Consider the following 15,089-nt stretch of genomic DNA (forward strand, 5'->3'; position numbering starts at 1 on the left):
AGTGGAACCACTCACGGGTCAGACGGTTGCGGTCCAACGGAAAAACACCATTGAGGAACGTGTCCCACTGCTGGATCGTCAACGTCCGACCCTGGCCGTCGACCAGGCTCAGCTCGTTGTCCAGCCCTGCGTGAGAGGTGCCAGTGCTCACGAACAAAGCCGCGATGGACGCGACCATCGCGATCAGCACCCGACTGATTACCTTCATCTTCTCCCTAGCTCTGTCGCGCAAAGCCCCGGGGCGGGGCTTCGCTCTGTCCGTGCCTGGCTATCCCTACACCACACACCTCGCAAGACTTTCATGTGAGGAGAATTAAAAACCTCACAGTCCGTTCTTACGATTCGCTCATCGTTGACACGAGGAACATAACGGGGAGGCATCGGACCGGCAACGCGTAGCCCCCGTGGTGCAAATCGGGACCTCACGCCGCGCGTCGTTTGCTGAGTAACCCCCGCCGGCCCCTCGTGCCCCGCCCCGCGACGACGTGACAAGGCTGAAGAACCGGCGCGGATTGTGACCCCGCACTCAGCTATTCGCCGCGTGCGTCAGGTCCGTTACGGAAGGCACCTGCTGGGGCGGATGCGAAAACACAGGTCAGTCATGGTGGGGAGGGACGTTGTCGCGCAGCCACCGATCGTGGTCGGCGTGGTCCTCGGGCGAAGCCGGATCGCGCTCATCAGGCGATACCTCGGGGAACGACTCCCCGAAGACTCTGTTAACTAGGTCTCGCGACCGCTTCCGATCGCGCACTACATCCCGATCTTGATGTGATCAAGATCACAGTTTGCCGCTGCCCATTGTTTACCCTCCCGTAACACTGCAGGTCGGGCCTGGTTACGAGAACGCTGCCCGCCTCGAGCCAGCAAGGGCTGCGGGCGCGCCGTCGCGTCGCCCGTCCGGACAAACTTCACGTCAAGCAACCCGCTTAGATCTCCAAACTGGATAGCTGAGCGATGATCTGCGCGGCCAGCGGCCCGAGGGTGGCCATGCCGTCGCGGACCGCGGCGCGGGAGCCGGCGAGGTTCACCACCAGGGTGCTGCCCGAGATACCCGCCAGGCCCCGGGAGACGCCGGCGTCGATGATCCCGGCCGACAGCCCGGAGGCCCGCAGCGCCTCGGCGATACCCAGCAGTTCTCGGTCGAGAAGGTCGCGCGTCGATTCGGGGGTGACGTCGCGGGGCGTCACCCCGGTACCCCCGACCGACACGACGAGATCGACGCCGCCGATCACGGCGGTGTTCAGCGCGTTGCGGATCTCCACCTCATCGGAGGACACCACGACGACACCGTCGACGACGAACCCCGCCTCGCCGAGCAGTTCGGTGACCAGCGGACCGCTGTGATCCTCTTCGTCACCGTGGGCGGTGCGGTCATCGACGACAACGACCAACGCACGACCGACCAACGCATGAGGCTGTTCCATGAGCTCAACCGTATATCTCGGCCCGGACATCGGCGTAGCCACACGCAGGTCGGGGCGATCCGGTCGCGCGGGCTGCCTCACTGGCTGGCCCTGCCGAGGGTGACATCCACCGACTGTGTCTGGCCGGCCGGATCGAGATAGGTCAGCGTCACCGTGTCGCCGGGGGCCTTCGACCGCACGGCGGCCACCAACGCGTCGGCGCTGCTGATCACCCGGTCGTCGAGCTTGGTGACGATCACCCCGCCGGGCAGGCCCGCGGCCTCGGCAGCACCGCCGGGGGTCACCTCGACGATCTTGGCGCCGTCCACACCGGCCTGGTTGCCGACCTGCACCCCGAGCGACGCGCGGGAGGCGGAGCCGGTCTGGATGATCTCGTCGGCGATCCGCTTGGCCTGGTCGACCGGGATCGCGAATCCCAGCCCGATGGAGCCACCCTGCGGTCCGCCCGCGTCGGCGCCCAGCGTGGCGATCGCGGAGTTGATGCCCACGAGTTCGCCGTTCATGTTGACCAGAGCGCCGCCGGAGTTGCCCGGGTTGATCGCCGCGTCGGTCTGGATGGCGTCGAGCACGGTGTTCTGGTTGCGGGCGTCGCCGCCGGCGGCGACCGGCCGGTTCAACGCGCTGATGATGCCGGTGGTCACCGTGCCCTCGAGCCCGAGCGGGGAACCGATGGCCACCACGTCCTGGCCGACCCGCAGATCGGCCGAGGAACCGATGGTGATCGGCGTCAGGCCGGACACGTTCCTGGCGCGCACGACCGCGATGTCGCTGCTGGGGTCGACGCCGATGACGGTGAACTCGGCCGTGGCCCCGTCGGAGAAGGTCACCTTGGTCTGCGCACGGCCGCCGGTCCCGCCGGCGTTGCCCGCGGCGGTGGCCACGACGTGGTTGTTGGTCAGGATCAGTCCGTCGGAGGACAGGATCACCCCTGACCCCTCCTCCGAGGCCCTGCCCTGGTTCACCTCGAGCTTGACCACGCTGGGCACGACCTTGGCGGCGACCGCCTCCACCGACCCGGCCGGCGCGCTCGCGGCGGGCACACTGGGCGCCGCGCCCGAGGCGCTGATGCCGCCCGCGCTGTGGTCGGGGTGCACCAGCATCGCGACCCCGCCGCCGATCCCGCCGGAGATCATCGCTATCACCACCGCACCGGCGGCCAGTGCCGCGGTGCGGGGCCGCTTCCCGGCTTCCCGTCCGGGGCCACCGGACCGGGGATACTGACCAGGGCCGGTGGGCATCGGCGCGCCGGCGTACGGGTCATACGACGTCCGAAAGGCCTGACGCTGCTGCTCGGTGGCGTACCGCCAGTCCCAACCACCGTTGCCCTGCTGCTCGTAGGCGCCTGTGTGCGGGCCGTTGTGGCCGGGGCCCATCTGTCCCGGATAACCGGACTGGTGCCCCTGCTGCTGGGTCGGCGAGTACCTCGGGTGGTTGGTCATGTCGCTGCGGTGCTCTTCCTGGAGTCGGTGTCGTCACTAGGAACTTCGTCATCAAGAACAACGAACGTTGTTAGCTCAGGGTGCCCAAACGTGCTGAGAATCGGCTTAGAGAAGGATTGCCGTTCCGACAACTTTCGAGCGCGCCGCCGGCTTCGTTCATCTCGATCATCGTCATCGGTGACCGGATTCATGCGGGGACGTGTACCCCCGCGTGTCGCGCTCTACTACTCGGTCTGGTCCGAGCCGCTCGGCGAGGGCCGCCCCGGAAGCACCACGTGCATGGACGTGCCCGGCGGTTGCCCCCCGGGCACCGTCTCGTCGACGCGCAGCGCGCCGCCGTGTTTGAGCACCACCTGTTTGACGATCGCCAGGCCGAGTCCCGATCCCGGCATGGCCCGTGCCGACGTCGACCGGAAGAACCGTTCGAAGACCAGCGCCCGTTCCTGGGGCGGGATCCCGGGGCCGAGGTCCGACACCACCAACTCGGCGTGCGCGGCGTCGATCTGGGTCAGCCGGACACCGACGTGAGCACCCGGCGGGCTCCACTTGGCGGCATTGTCGAGCAGGTTCAGCACCGCCCGGCCCAGACCTGCCGCGTCACCGTAGACCTGCCACGGCGTCACCGCGAGGTCGAACTCGATGTCGTTGCGGCGCCGGCGGACCCGCTCCAGCGAGCGGTCGATCACCTCGGCCAGCTCGACCGTCTCGTACACCGCGAACCCGGCGTCGCCGCGGGTCAGGTCCACCAGATCGCCCACGAGGGTGGACATCTCCTCGATCTGGGCGATGACGTCGGCGCGCAACTCGACCATGTCCTCCTCCGGGATGCGCGGAGCTCCCGGCTTCATGGACTCCATCAGCAGCTCGATGTTGGTGCGCATCGACGTGAGCGGGGTGCGCAACTCGTGGCCCGCGTCGGCCACCAGGCGCGCCTGCCGCTCCCGCGATTCGGCCAGCGCGCGCAGCATCATGTTGAAGGACTCGGTGAGGCGGGCGAGTTCGTCGTTGCCGACCACGGGTATCGGCCGTAGGTCGTCGGTGCGCGCGACGCGTTCGGCGGCCTGCGTCAGCCGGGCCACCGGCCGCAGCCCCGCGCTGGCCACCATGCCGCCGGCGATCGCGGCCACCGCGACCCCGAGCCCGCCGACGATGAGCAGCACGGTCCCGAGCCGGCTGAGCACCTTCCCCGTCGGGGCCAGACTCTTCGACAGCAGCAACGAGTTACCGCTGTCGAGGCGGATGGCGAGTACCCGTTGGTGTTCGACGGTGCGCAGCGACATCCACAGCTTGCCGTCCATCACGTCCTGTTCGGGCGGACCGACGGGCAGCGTCTGCCCCTGCTGGTTCGCGGTGTACTTGCCCCGGCCCGGTATGTAGAACATCGCGTTCATGTCGGAGTACGCGGTGCCCTCGATGGCCTTGCCCGGGTCGGCGTCGAGCGAGCGGCTCTCGATCAGCATCTGCGCCCGGCTGCGCAACTGGTCGTCGATGTCGTCGTAGAGCGCACGTGAGACCACGGCGTACACAGCGACGGCCATCAGCACGACCGAGATCACCACCATCGACATCGCCAGCAGCATCACCCGCCACCGCAGTGACACCGAGCTGGCCGGGTGCGGCTGTGCCGGCGGCTGCCCTGGCCACGCGGGCCTGAGGGCTGCCATCAAGGCGGCGTCTCGCGCAGCACGTAGCCGACCCCTCGGACCGTGTGGATCAGCCGCGGTTCGCCCTCGGCCTCGGTCTTGCGGCGCAGGTAGCCGACGTAGACCTCCAGCGCATTGCCCGAGGTCGGGAAGTCGAAGCCCCAGACTTCCTCGAGGATCCTGCTGCGGGTCAGCACGCGCCGGGGGTTGGCGATCAGCATCTCCAGCAGCGAGAACTCGGTGCGCGTCAGGCTGATCGGGCGCTCACCGCGGGTCACCTCCCGGGTCACCGGGTCCAGTGACAGGTCCGAGAAGGTCATCGCCGCCGACTCACCGCTCCCGTCGTCGGGGGTGGTGCGACGCAGCAGCGCCCGCATCCGGGCGAGGAGTTCCTCCAGCGCGAACGGTTTGGGCAGATAGTCGTCGGCTCCCGCGTCGAGGCCAGCCACCCGCTCCGACACTGAATCCCGGGCGGTCAGCACGAGGATCGGCAGGTCGTCCCCGGTGCTGCGAAGCTGACGACACACCTCGAGGCCGTCGAGCCTCGGCATCATCACGTCCAGCACCACCGCGTCGGGCCGATCGCTGGCGATCACGTCGAGAGCTTCGCGGCCGTCCTGGGCCAGCTTCACCGAGTATCCGTTGAAGGACAGCGACCGGCGCAGGGATTCGCGCACCGCGCGATCGTCATCAACGACAAGAATGCGCACGGGCACAGTCTCAACCTCTCATCTGAGAGTTTGCTGAGAGCACGCCCGCATTTTCAGGCGCGTTCGCTGAGCGTCAGCGGCGGTCGAGGTCGATCAGACCGAGGCGGGCGGCCTTGAGCAGGCGACGGGGCACCTTGCGCTGCTGACCTGCGACGGTGACGCCGACCAGGTTGGTCGGGGTGGCCTTCCACTGCGCGCGCCGGCTACGGGTGTTCGCGCGCGACATCCTGCGCTTCGGCACAGCCATGATCGAGCTCCATCTATCGGGGGGTGGTACCAGTTCGCACTGCCCGCGGGCCAGGATGTGGCCGGGCGCCGGCAATTGCCGTTCAGGATAGCCGGTGAGCTGGGCGGGCTCCAAACTCGGCGGACCCGCCCCGCCACGCCTTGACTTGATACCGCCGGTACGCCGTAACCTACCGGTTGGTTGGCCGATTCCCGTCGACAGTCAGGAGTGTGCGTGACGACTGCGCCGTCCCGGATGCCCGTGCGCATCGGCAACTGTTCGGGTTTCTACGGCGATCGGATGTCGGCGATGCGCGAGATGCTCACCGGCGGTGAGCTGGACTTCCTGACCGGCGACTACCTCGCCGAGCTGACGATGCTGATCCTCGGCCGTGACCGGATGAAGAACCCGGAGCGCGGCTACGCGAAGACCTTCCTGCGGCAGCTCGAGGAATGTCTGGGCCTGGCCAAAGACCGCGGCGTGCGCATCGTCGCCAACGCGGGCGGCCTGAACCCGGCGGGGCTGGCGGACGCGGTGCGCGCGCTGGCCGAGAAACTGGGTGTCGACGTCACCGTGGCACACGTCGAGGGCGACGACCTGCTGGCCCGCGCCGGGCAGCTGGGACTGGGCAACCCGCTGACCGCCAACGCCTACCTCGGCGCATGGGGCATCGTCGAGTGCCTGAACTCCGGCGCCGACGTGGTGGTCACCGGCCGGGTGACCGACGCGTCCGTCATCGTCGGTCCGGCCGCCGCCCACTTCGGTTGGCGGCCCACCGATCACGACCGGATCGCCGGCGCCGTCGCGGCCGGGCACGTCATCGAGTGCGGCACGCAGGCCACCGGCGGCAACTTCTCGTTCTTCGCCCGGGACTTTCCGGATCTGACGGCGCTGACCCGTCCCGGTTTCCCGATCGCCGTGATCGACGACGACGGCTCGTCGGTGATCACCAAACACCCCGGGACCGGAGGCGCGGTCACGGTGGACACCGTCACCGCCCAACTTCTCTACGAGATCGGCGGCGCGCGCTACGCCAATCCCGACGCCACCCTGCGCGTCGATTCGATCCGGCTGTCGAGCGACGGCACCGACCGCGTCCGGATCAGCGGGGTGACCGGTGAGCCGCCGCCCCCGACGGTGAAGGTCTCCCTCAACAGCCTCGGCGGGTTCCGCAACGAGGTCACCTTCGTGCTCACCGGACTCGACATCGAGGCCAAGGCCGAACTGGTTCGCCACCAACTGGAAACCGGCCTGACGGCCAGACCCGCCGAGCTGGAATGGACGCTGGCGCGCACCGATCACGTCGACGCCGACACCGAGCAGACCGCCAGCGCGCTGCTGACATGCGTGGTGCGTGACCCCGATCCCGAACTGGTCGGACGCCGGTTCTCCTCTGCCGCCGTGGAATTGGCGCTCGGGAGCTATCCCGGCTTCACCAGCACCGCCCCACCCGGCGACGGGCAGGTCTACGGCGTGTTCACCGCCGCCCATGTCCCCGCCGGCGAGGTGCCGCACACCGCGGTGCACGCCGACGGCACCCGGGTCGCCGTCCCCGCACCGACGGCGACCCGGCAGCTCGCGGAACTGCCCGAACCCCCGCTGCCCGATCCCCGCGACTTCGGTGCGACACGGCGGGTCCCGCTGGGCACCATCGCGGGCGCCCGGAGCGGCGACAAGGGTGGCAGCGCCAACGTCGGCGTGTGGGTGCGTGCCCCCGGGGCGGGCGGACCGACGGACAGAGCCGACGAGCAGTGGGTGTGGTTGGTGCACGCGCTGACGGTCGAGAAACTGCGCGAGCTCCTCCCGGAAGCGGCCGGGCTTCCGGTGACGCGCCACGTGCTGCCGGATCTCCGTGCGGTGAACTTCGTCATCGACGGCCTCCTCGGCGAGGGCGTGGCCTACCAGGCGCGGTTCGATCCACAGGCCAAAGGGCTCGGCGAATGGCTGCGCAGCCGACATATCGACATACCCGAGGAGCTGCTCCGATGAGCATCTGGACCACACCCGAGCGCGACGAACTCCGAAAGACGGTGCGGGCCTTCGCCGAACGCGAGGTGCTGCCCCATGTGGACGAGTGGGAGCGAAGCGGTGAACTGCCCCGCGAGTTGCATCGCGCGGCGGGCGAGGCCGGGCTGCTCGGGGCCGGTTTCCCCGAGTCGGCCGGCGGCGAGGGCGGGGACGGCGCCGACGCCGTCGTCATCTGCGAGGAGATGCACCATGCCGGTTCCCCCGGCGGGGTGTTCGCGTCGCTGTTCACCTGTGGCATCGCGGTGCCGCACATGATCGCCTCGGGCGACGAGCGTCTCATCGACACCTATGTGCGGCCCACGCTGCGCGGGGAGAAGATCGGCGCACTGGCGATCACCGAACCCGGCGGCGGATCCGACGTCGGGCACCTGACCACCCGCGCGGTCAGGGACGGTGACCACTACATCCTCAACGGCGCCAAGACCTACATCACCTCCGGTGTCCGGGCCGACTACGTCGTCACCGCCGTACGCACCGGCGGCCCGGGCGCGGCGGGCATCTCGCTGATCGTCGTCGACAAGGGGACGCCGGGCTTCGAGGTCAGCCGCAAGCTGGACAAGATGGGTTGGCGCTCGTCGGACACCGCCGAACTGTCCTACACCGACGTGCGGGTGCCGGCCGCCAACCTGGTCGGGGCCGAGGACACCGGCTTCCTGCAGATCGCGGGTGCGTTCGTGTCCGAGCGGGTCGGCCTTGCGGCGCAAGCGTATTCGAGCGCGCAGCGCTGTCTGGACCTGACCGTCGAGTGGTGCCGCAACCGGGAGACGTTCGGCAAGCCGTTGATCAGCCGGCAGTCGGTGCAGAACACGCTCGCCGAGATGGCGCGCCGCATCGACGTCGCCCGGGTGTACACCCGGCACCTCGTGGAACGTCAACTTCGGGGAGAGGACAACCTGATCACCGAGGTGTGCTTTGCCAAGAACACCGCCGTCGAGGCCGGCGAGTGGGTGGCCAACCAGGCCGTCCAACTGTTCGGCGGCATGGGGTACATGGCCGAGTCGGAGGTGGAGCGCCAGTACCGCGACATGCGGATCCTCGGAATCGGCGGGGGCACCACCGAGATCCTCACCTCACTGGCCGCCAAGACCCTGGGATTCCAGTCATGAGCCTGACCACCGCGCTCGACGTCCGCTCCCCCGCGTACACCGAGGCCGCCGAGGCGATGGCCGCCAAACTCGCCGAACTGGAGGCCGAACACGCCAAAGCGCTGGCCGGCGGCGGCGAGAAGTACGTGTCCCGCCACCACGCGCGCGGCAAGTTGACCGCCCGGGAACGCGTCGAGGCACTGCTCGATCCCGACTCGCCGTTCCTGGAGCTGAGCCCGCTGGCCGCGTGGGGCACCGACTTCACCGTCGGCGCCAGCGTGGTCGTCGGGATCGGTGCCGTCAGCGGCGTCGAATGCCTTGTGGTGGCCAACGACCCGACCGTCAAGGGCGGCACCAGCAACCCGTGGACGTTGCGGAAGATTCTGCGCGCCAACCAGATCGCGCTACAGAACCGGCTGCCGGTGATCTCTCTGGTGGAGTCCGGCGGCGCCGACCTGCCCACCCAGAAGGAGATCTTCATCCCGGGCGGGCAGATGTTCCGGGATCTCACGCGGTTGTCGGCCGCCGGCATCCCGACGATCGCGCTGGTGTTCGGCAACTCCACCGCCGGCGGCGCCTACATCCCCGGCATGTCCGACCACGTCGTGATGATCAGGGAACGGTCGAAGGTGTTCCTGGCCGGCCCGCCGCTGGTGAAGATGGCCACCGGCGAGGAATCCGACGACGAATCGCTCGGCGGCGCCGAGATGCACGCCCGCACATCGGGTCTGGCCGACTACTTCGCCGTCGACGAACTCGACGCGCTGCGGATCGGCCGGCGGATCGTCGCGCGGCTGAACTGGCGCAAGCAGGGCCCGGCGCCGGGGCCGTTCACCGAGCCACGGCACGACCAGAACGAGTTGATCGGTGTGGTGCCACCCGATCTGCGCATCCCGTTCGATCCGCGGGAGGTGATCGCGCGGATCGTCGACGGCTCGGAGTTCGACGAGTTCAAGCCGCTCTACGGGTCCTCGCTGGTGACCGGATGGGCCACGCTGCACGGCTACCCGCTCGGCATCCTGGCCAACGCCCGCGGGGTGCTGTTCAGCGCCGAGTCGCAGAAGGCCACCCAGTTCATCCAGCTGGCCAACCGTTCGAACACTCCATTGTTGTTCCTGCACAACACCACCGGCTACATGGTGGGCAAGGATTACGAGGAGGGCGGGATGATCAAGCACGGCTCGATGATGATCAACGCCGTCTCCAACTCCACGGTGCCGCACATCTCGCTGCTCATCGGCGCCTCCTACGGCGCCGGGCACTACGGCATGTGCGGGCGGGCCTACGACCCCCGGTTCCTGTTCGCCTGGCCGAGCGCCAAATCCGCGGTGATGGGCGGTGCGCAGTTGGCCGGGGTGCTCTCGATCGTGAACCGGGCCGCGTCGGAGGCGCGCGGGCAGACGGTCGACGAGGCCGCCGACGCCGCGTTGCGAGCCGCGGTGGAAGCGCAGATCGAAGCGGAGTCGTTACCGATGTTCCTGTCCGGACGGCTCTACGACGACGGGGTGATCGATCCCCGCGACACCCGCACCGTTCTCGGGATGTGCCTGTCGGCCATCGCCAACGGCCCGGTCGAGGGGACGTCGAACTTCGGCGTCTTCCGGATGTGAGGCCGCCCGTGTGGGTGATTTCGGCGTACATCGTCACGCTGAGCGCTACCAACTACGCCGAAATCGCCAGGAGGAGTCGATGATCACTCGGGTTCTGGTCGCCAACCGCGGAGAGATCGCCCGTCGCGTGTTCGCGACGTGTCGCCGCCTGGGCATCGGCACGGTCGCGGTGTACACCGACCCCGACGCCGGGGCGCCACACGTCGCCGAGGCCGACGCCCGGGTGCGCCTGGAGGGCACCCGCGGCTACCTGGACCCGGCCCAGCTCATCGCGGCCGCGCAGTCGGCCGGCGCCGACGCGGTCCACCCGGGTTACGGGTTCCTCTCGGAGAACCCGGATTTCGCTGCGGCGGTGCAGGACGCGGGCCTGACCTGGATCGGGCCGCCGGTCGCCGCGGTCGCGGCGATGGGCTCGAAGATCGAGGCGAAGAAGATCATGGCCGCCGCGGGCGTACCCGTGCTCGACGAACTGGACCCGGACACCGTGACCGCGGAGATGCTGCCGGTGCTCGTCAAGGCGTCCGCCGGAGGTGGCGGCCGGGGCATGCGGGTGGTCCGCGATCTGGCCGAGTTGGCCGCGCAGGTCGAGGCCGCGCGCCGGGAGGCACAATCGGCGTTCGGGGATCCAACAGTGTTCTGCGAGCGTTACCTCGACGCCGGCCATCACGTCGAAGTACAGGTGATGGCCGACGCGCACGGCACCGTCTGGGCGGTCGGCGAACGCGAGTGCTCGATCCAGCGCCGGCACCAGAAGATCGTGGAGGAAGCGCCTTCTCCGCTCGTCGAACGGGTGACGGGCATGCGGGACAAGCTGTTCGAGGCCGCCCGGCTCGCCGCCACCGCGATCGGATACGCCGGTGCGGGCACCGTCGAGTTCATGGCCGACGACCGGGGTGACTTCTTCTTTCTGGAGATGAACACCCGCCTGCAGGTCGAGCACCCCGTCACCGAACTCACCGCAGGCGTGGATCTCGTCGAACTGCAGCTGGCCGTCGCCGACGGCACCAGACTCGACCCCTCCCCGCCGTCCCCGCGGGGCGCGTCGATCGAGGCGCGGCTCTACGCCGAGGATCCCGCCAGGGACTGGCAACCGCAGCCCGGCACCGTCCACCACTTCGACGTCCCCAACGCGGGCACCGAATTCGGCCCGATCGACCGGGCCGGGGTACGCCTGGATTCCGGGCTCGCCGACGGCGCGGTCATCTCGGTGTTCTACGACCCGATGATCGCGAAGGTGATCTCTTACGCGCCGACCCGCAGGCAGGCCGCCGCGCTGCTGGCGGACGCGCTGACCCGCGCCCGCATCCACGGTGTCCGCACCAACCGGGACCTGCTGGTCAACGTGCTGCGCCACCCCGCCTTTCTCGACGGGGCCACCGACACAGCGTTTTTCGACACCCACGGACTGGCGGCGCTGGCCGCCCCGGTCGCCGACGACCGGACCGTGGCGTTGAGCGCCGTCGCCGCGGCGCTGGCCGACGCGGCCCACAACCGGGACCGTGCCGCCGCGTTCCCGGCGGTCCCGAGCGGCTGGCGCAATCTGGCCTCGGGGTTCCAGTTCAAGAGTTTCGAGGACGACACTGGAGTGGTGCACGACGTGCGGTACCGCTACATCCGGGACGGGGTCACCATCGCCGGTCACGACGACGTGACGACGGTGTCCGCCGACGCGCGACGGGTGGTGCTCACCGTGTCCGGCGTGGACCGGCCGTTCGACGTCGCCCGCTACGGTGATTCCGTCTTCGTCGACTCGCCCGGCGGATCGGCACATCTGCGGGCGCTTCCCCGCTTCCCCGATCCGGCGGCCGCACACGCGCACGGCTCACTGCTGGCCCCGATGCCGGGTGCGGTGCTGCGTGTCGGCGCCGCCGCAGGCGACACCGTGACCGCCGGGCAGCCGCTGGTCTGGCTGGAAGCCATGAAGATGGAGCACACCATCACCGCGCCCGCCGACGGGGTCCTCGTCGAACTCAACGTCGAACCCGGCCACCAGGTCGAGGTCGGCGCCGTCCTCGCCCGAGTCGAAAGCCGAGAAGGAGATCCGCGATGAGTTTCATCGAGACCGAGGAGCAGCAGGCGCTGCGCAAGGCGGTCGCCGCGATGGCCGCCAATTACGGGCAGGACTACTACCTGGAGAAGGCCCGCGCCGGTGAGCACACCGACGAACTGTGGTCCGAGGCCGGCCGGCTCGGCTTCATCGGGGTGAACCTCCCCGAGGAGTACGGCGGTGGCGGCGCAGGCATGTACGAGCTGAGCCTGGTCATGGAGGAGATGGCCGCAGCCGGCTCCGCGCTGCTGATGATGGTCGTCTCCCCGGCCATCAACGGCACCATCATCTCGAAGTTCGGCACCGAGGAGCAGAAGCGGCGCTGGATCCCGGGCATCGCCGACGGCACGCTGACGATGGCGTTCGCGATCACCGAACCCGACGCCGGCTCGAACTCGCACAAGATCACCACCACCGCGCGACGCGACGGCAGCGACTGGATCCTGTCCGGGCAGAAGGTCTTCATCTCCGGTGTCGACCAGGCGCAGGCGGTGCTGGTGGTGGGCCGGACAGAAGACCACAAGACGGGCAACCTCAAGCCCGCGCTGTTCGTCGTCCCCACCGACACACCGGGTTTGACGTACACCAAGATCCCGATGGAGATCGTCAGCCCGGAGTTCCAGTTCCAGGTCTTCCTTGACGAGGTCCGGCTGCCGGCCGACGCGCTGGTCGGCTCCGAGGACGCGGCGATCGCCCAGCTGTTCGCCGGGTTGAACCCGGAGCGGATCATGGGCGCGGCCAGCGCGGTCGGCATGGGCCGGTTCGCGATCGGCAAGGCCGTCGATTACGTCAAGACCCGCCAGGTCTGGAAGACCCCGGTCGGCGCGCACCAGGGACTGTCACATCCGTTGGCGCAGAACCACATCGAGATCGAATTGGCCAAGCTGATGATGCAGAAGGCCGCGACGCTGTACGACTCGGGGGACGACGCCGGCGCCGCGGAGGCCGCGAACATGGCCAAGTACGCCGCGGGTGAGGCGTCGGTGCGCGCCGTGGACCAGGCCGTGCAGTCGCTGGGCGGCAACGGGCTGACCAAGGAGTACGGCATCGCCTCGGTGCTCACCGCATCGAGGCTGGCCCGCATCGCGCCGGTCAGCCGGGAGATGATCCTGAACTTCGTGGCGCAGACCTCGCTGGGCCTCCCCCGGTCGTACTGATGAGCGCCCCCGCCCTGGTCGCCTACCAGCGCGACGGCGCGGTGGCACGGCTCACGCTGGATTCCCCGCACAACCGCAACGCGCTGTCCTCGGCGCTGGTCGAGCAGTTGCACGACGGGTTGACCCGCGCGTCGACCGATCCCGCGGTGCGGGCGGTCGTGCTGGGCCACACCGGCCGGACGTTCTGCGCCGGCGCCGACCTGAGCGAGGCCGCCGGCCGCGACCCGTCCGAACTGGCGGTCGACCGGGCCCGCGAGATGACGCGATTGCTGCGACGGATCCTCGAACTGCCGCTGCCGGTGGTCGCCGCGGTCGACGGGCACGTCCGCGCCGGGGGGCTGGGACTGGTCGGTGCGTGTGACATCGCGGTGGCCGGTGGCTCGAGCACGTTCGCGCTCACCGAGGCCAGAATCGGTGTCGCGCCGTCGATCATCTCGCTGACACTGCTGCCGAAGATCACGGCACGCGCGGCGGGCCGCTACTTCGTCACCGGCGAGCAGTTCGGCGCGGCCGAGGCGGCCGACATCGGGCTGATCACGATCGCGACCAACGACGTGCCGACGACGGTCGCCGAACTGACGTCGGCGATCGCGCAGGGTTCGCCGCAGGGCCTGGCCGCGTCCAAGGCGTTGACCACCGCGGCCCTGATCGACGACTTCGATCGGCATGCAGAGGAGTTGACGCGACAGTCGGCCGCGTTGTTCGTGTCCGAGGAGGCGCGGGAGGGCATGCTCGCCTTCCTGGAGAAGCGCCCGCCGCGCTGGGTGGGATGACAGCTCACAGTTTGGTCAAGCCACTTGCATGTGCCGACGTTCGTCGTAGGCTCGTGGGCGATGTACGCGTGCGCAACGGCGAGCCGTCGGGCGAGGAGCGGTCGATGAAGGGCAACAGGCCGCGATGAACACCCCTGCCTCACGAAATGGGTCGATGCGTGCCGGGGACACCGACCGGATTCAGGTGGCGCAACTGCTGACCGATGCGGCAGCGTCCGGCACACTCGGCCTCTCCGAGTACGAATCCCGCTTGAGCAAGGCCTATGCCGCCCAGACCCAGGACGAACTGGACCGGCTCTCGTCCGATCTGCCCGGCGCGGTCACGCGTGGCCGCGGCGGTCCGTGCCGGCCGGCGCCGTCGACGGTGCTGCTGGCCATCCTGACCGGTTTCGAACGCCGCGGCCGGTGGAACGTGCCGCGTCGGCTCACCATGTTCGCATTGTGGGGCGGTGGCGTCGTCGACATGCGCTACGCCGATTTCACCTCACCGGAGGTCGAGATCCGGTCCTATTCGATCATGGGCGGGCAGACGATCCTGGTCCCGCCGGAGGTCAACGTGGACACGCGCGGCGTCGCCGTGATGGGCAGTTTCGACGACCGCGTCGACGGTGACGGCTCCCCCGGCGCCCCGGTGGTACGTATCAGAGGCTTCGCGCTCGGCGGCAGTGTTCGCGTCAAGCGCAAGAAGCGCAAGCCACCGGCCGACACACTCTAGTCCCGGGTCACCGGCGTCGCCGCGCGCCCAGATAGTCACCCACCACCGCGGCGCCCAGGCCGTCCAGGTCGGGCACCACCACGCGGCCACCCACCCGGCGCGCCACCTGATCGATGAAACGCGCCAGCCCCGGATCGCTTCCGAGGCGGAAGATCGTCACCTGCGCGCCCAGCCGCGCCACCTCGTCGAAACCCCGCACGGTGTGGGCGATGGTCCGCGGGTGCGGCGGGTA

General features: G+C 69.3%; 13 protein-coding genes and 1 pseudogene. 7 read left to right on the forward strand and 7 right to left on the reverse strand.

Annotation, left to right across the window (positions count from 1 at the left end; translation table 11 throughout):
* From ASJ79_RS04855 to rpmF, 6 genes are all read right to left on the reverse strand, one after another.
* Positions 1-208, reverse strand: a 208-nt coding sequence (locus ASJ79_RS04855) for an MspA family porin (protein WP_231750725.1), incomplete at its 3' end; no start/stop codon positions are given.
* Between the two features lie 718 nt (positions 209-926).
* Entirely contained in the window at positions 927-1,454 is a 528-nt protein-coding gene (locus ASJ79_RS04860; protein ID WP_231750726.1) for a molybdenum cofactor biosynthesis protein B, read from the reverse strand.
* A gap of 47 nt (positions 1,455-1,501) precedes the next feature.
* Positions 1,502-2,863, reverse strand: coding sequence for a S1C family serine protease (locus ASJ79_RS04865; RefSeq protein ID WP_067953615.1), 1,362 nt, complete (start codon positions 2,861-2,863; stop codon positions 1,502-1,504).
* A gap of 224 nt (positions 2,864-3,087) precedes the next feature.
* Positions 3,088-4,527 carry a HAMP domain-containing sensor histidine kinase gene (locus tag ASJ79_RS04870; protein ID WP_067953616.1) on the reverse strand — a complete coding sequence of 480 codons (1,440 nt, stop codon included), beginning with the start codon at positions 4,525-4,527 and terminating at the stop codon, positions 3,088-3,090.
* A complete protein-coding gene (locus ASJ79_RS04875; RefSeq protein WP_067953625.1) occupies positions 4,527-5,216 on the reverse strand; it encodes a response regulator transcription factor in 690 nt (229 codons plus the stop codon). The genes ASJ79_RS04870 and ASJ79_RS04875 overlap by 1 nt, the downstream gene beginning before the upstream one ends.
* Before the next feature lie 73 nt (positions 5,217-5,289).
* The gene (rpmF, locus tag ASJ79_RS04880) at positions 5,290-5,463 is read right to left on the reverse strand and encodes a 50S ribosomal protein L32 (protein WP_067953617.1); all 174 of its coding nucleotides are present in this window, start codon (positions 5,461-5,463) and stop codon (positions 5,290-5,292) included.
* Positions 5,464-5,703: 240 nt separating this feature from the next.
* Here rpmF and ASJ79_RS04885 point away from each other — a divergent pair, with 240 nt between their 5' ends.
* The 7 genes from ASJ79_RS04885 (at position 5,704) to ASJ79_RS04915 (ending at position 14,857) form a co-directional block, all read left to right on the forward strand.
* Positions 5,704-7,431 carry an acyclic terpene utilization AtuA family protein gene (locus ASJ79_RS04885; protein ID WP_197420075.1) on the forward strand — a complete coding sequence of 576 codons (1,728 nt, stop codon included), beginning with the start codon at positions 5,704-5,706 and terminating at the stop codon, positions 7,429-7,431.
* Entirely contained in the window at positions 7,428-8,576 is a 1,149-nt protein-coding gene (locus ASJ79_RS04890; RefSeq protein ID WP_067953619.1) for an acyl-CoA dehydrogenase family protein, read from the forward strand. The genes ASJ79_RS04885 and ASJ79_RS04890 overlap by 4 nt, the downstream gene beginning before the upstream one ends.
* On the forward strand, positions 8,573-10,165 hold the full coding sequence (locus ASJ79_RS04895) for an acyl-CoA carboxylase subunit beta (protein WP_067953620.1): 1,593 nt from the start codon (positions 8,573-8,575) through the stop codon (positions 10,163-10,165). Before ASJ79_RS04890 ends, ASJ79_RS04895 begins: the two co-directional genes overlap by 4 nt.
* Positions 10,166-10,244: 79 nt before the next feature.
* On the forward strand, positions 10,245-12,215 hold the full coding sequence (locus tag ASJ79_RS04900; RefSeq protein WP_067953621.1) for a biotin carboxylase N-terminal domain-containing protein: 1,971 nt from the start codon (positions 10,245-10,247) through the stop codon (positions 12,213-12,215).
* Positions 12,212-13,369, forward strand: a complete 1,158-nt coding sequence (locus tag ASJ79_RS04905; RefSeq protein WP_067953622.1) for an acyl-CoA dehydrogenase family protein — start codon at positions 12,212-12,214, stop codon at positions 13,367-13,369. The genes ASJ79_RS04900 and ASJ79_RS04905 overlap by 4 nt, the downstream gene beginning before the upstream one ends.
* Entirely contained in the window at positions 13,369-14,142 is a 774-nt protein-coding gene (locus tag ASJ79_RS04910) for an enoyl-CoA hydratase family protein (RefSeq protein WP_067953623.1), read from the forward strand. The genes ASJ79_RS04905 and ASJ79_RS04910 overlap by 1 nt, the downstream gene beginning before the upstream one ends.
* 124 nt (positions 14,143-14,266) lie before the next feature.
* On the forward strand, positions 14,267-14,857 hold the full coding sequence (locus ASJ79_RS04915; RefSeq protein ID WP_067953624.1) for a DUF1707 domain-containing protein: 591 nt from the start codon (positions 14,267-14,269) through the stop codon (positions 14,855-14,857).
* A gap of 7 nt (positions 14,858-14,864) precedes the next feature.
* Here the strand turns inward: ASJ79_RS04915 and ASJ79_RS04920 are convergent.
* A pseudogene (locus ASJ79_RS04920) lies at positions 14,865-15,089 on the reverse strand (hypothetical protein); the annotation flags it as partial.

This window comes from Mycobacterium sp. NAZ190054, assembly GCF_001545925.1.
Taxonomy (GTDB): Bacteria; Actinomycetota; Actinomycetes; order Mycobacteriales; family Mycobacteriaceae; genus Mycobacterium.

Bases quoted from the DNA above. Each gene is read 5' to 3' on its own strand.
- ASJ79_RS04860 (WP_231750726.1), bottom strand. From the start codon at position 1,454: ATGTCCGGGCCGAGATATACGGTTGAGCTCATGGAACAGCCTCATGCG.
- ASJ79_RS04865 (WP_067953615.1), bottom strand. From the start codon at position 2,863: ATGACCAACCACCCGAGGTACTCGCCGACCCAGCAGCAGGGGCACCAG.
- ASJ79_RS04870 (WP_067953616.1), bottom strand. From the start codon at position 4,527: ATGGCAGCCCTCAGGCCCGCGTGGCCAGGGCAGCCGCCGGCACAGCCG.
- rpmF (WP_067953617.1), bottom strand. From the start codon at position 5,463: ATGGCTGTGCCGAAGCGCAGGATGTCGCGCGCGAACACCCGTAGCCGG.
- ASJ79_RS04890 (WP_067953619.1), top strand. From the start codon at position 7,428: ATGAGCATCTGGACCACACCCGAGCGCGACGAACTCCGAAAGACGGTG.
- ASJ79_RS04895 (WP_067953620.1), top strand. From the start codon at position 8,573: ATGAGCCTGACCACCGCGCTCGACGTCCGCTCCCCCGCGTACACCGAG.
- ASJ79_RS04900 (WP_067953621.1), top strand. From the start codon at position 10,245: ATGATCACTCGGGTTCTGGTCGCCAACCGCGGAGAGATCGCCCGTCGC.
- ASJ79_RS04905 (WP_067953622.1), top strand. From the start codon at position 12,212: ATGAGTTTCATCGAGACCGAGGAGCAGCAGGCGCTGCGCAAGGCGGTC.
- ASJ79_RS04910 (WP_067953623.1), top strand. From the start codon at position 13,369: ATGAGCGCCCCCGCCCTGGTCGCCTACCAGCGCGACGGCGCGGTGGCA.
- ASJ79_RS04915 (WP_067953624.1), top strand. From the start codon at position 14,267: ATGAACACCCCTGCCTCACGAAATGGGTCGATGCGTGCCGGGGACACC.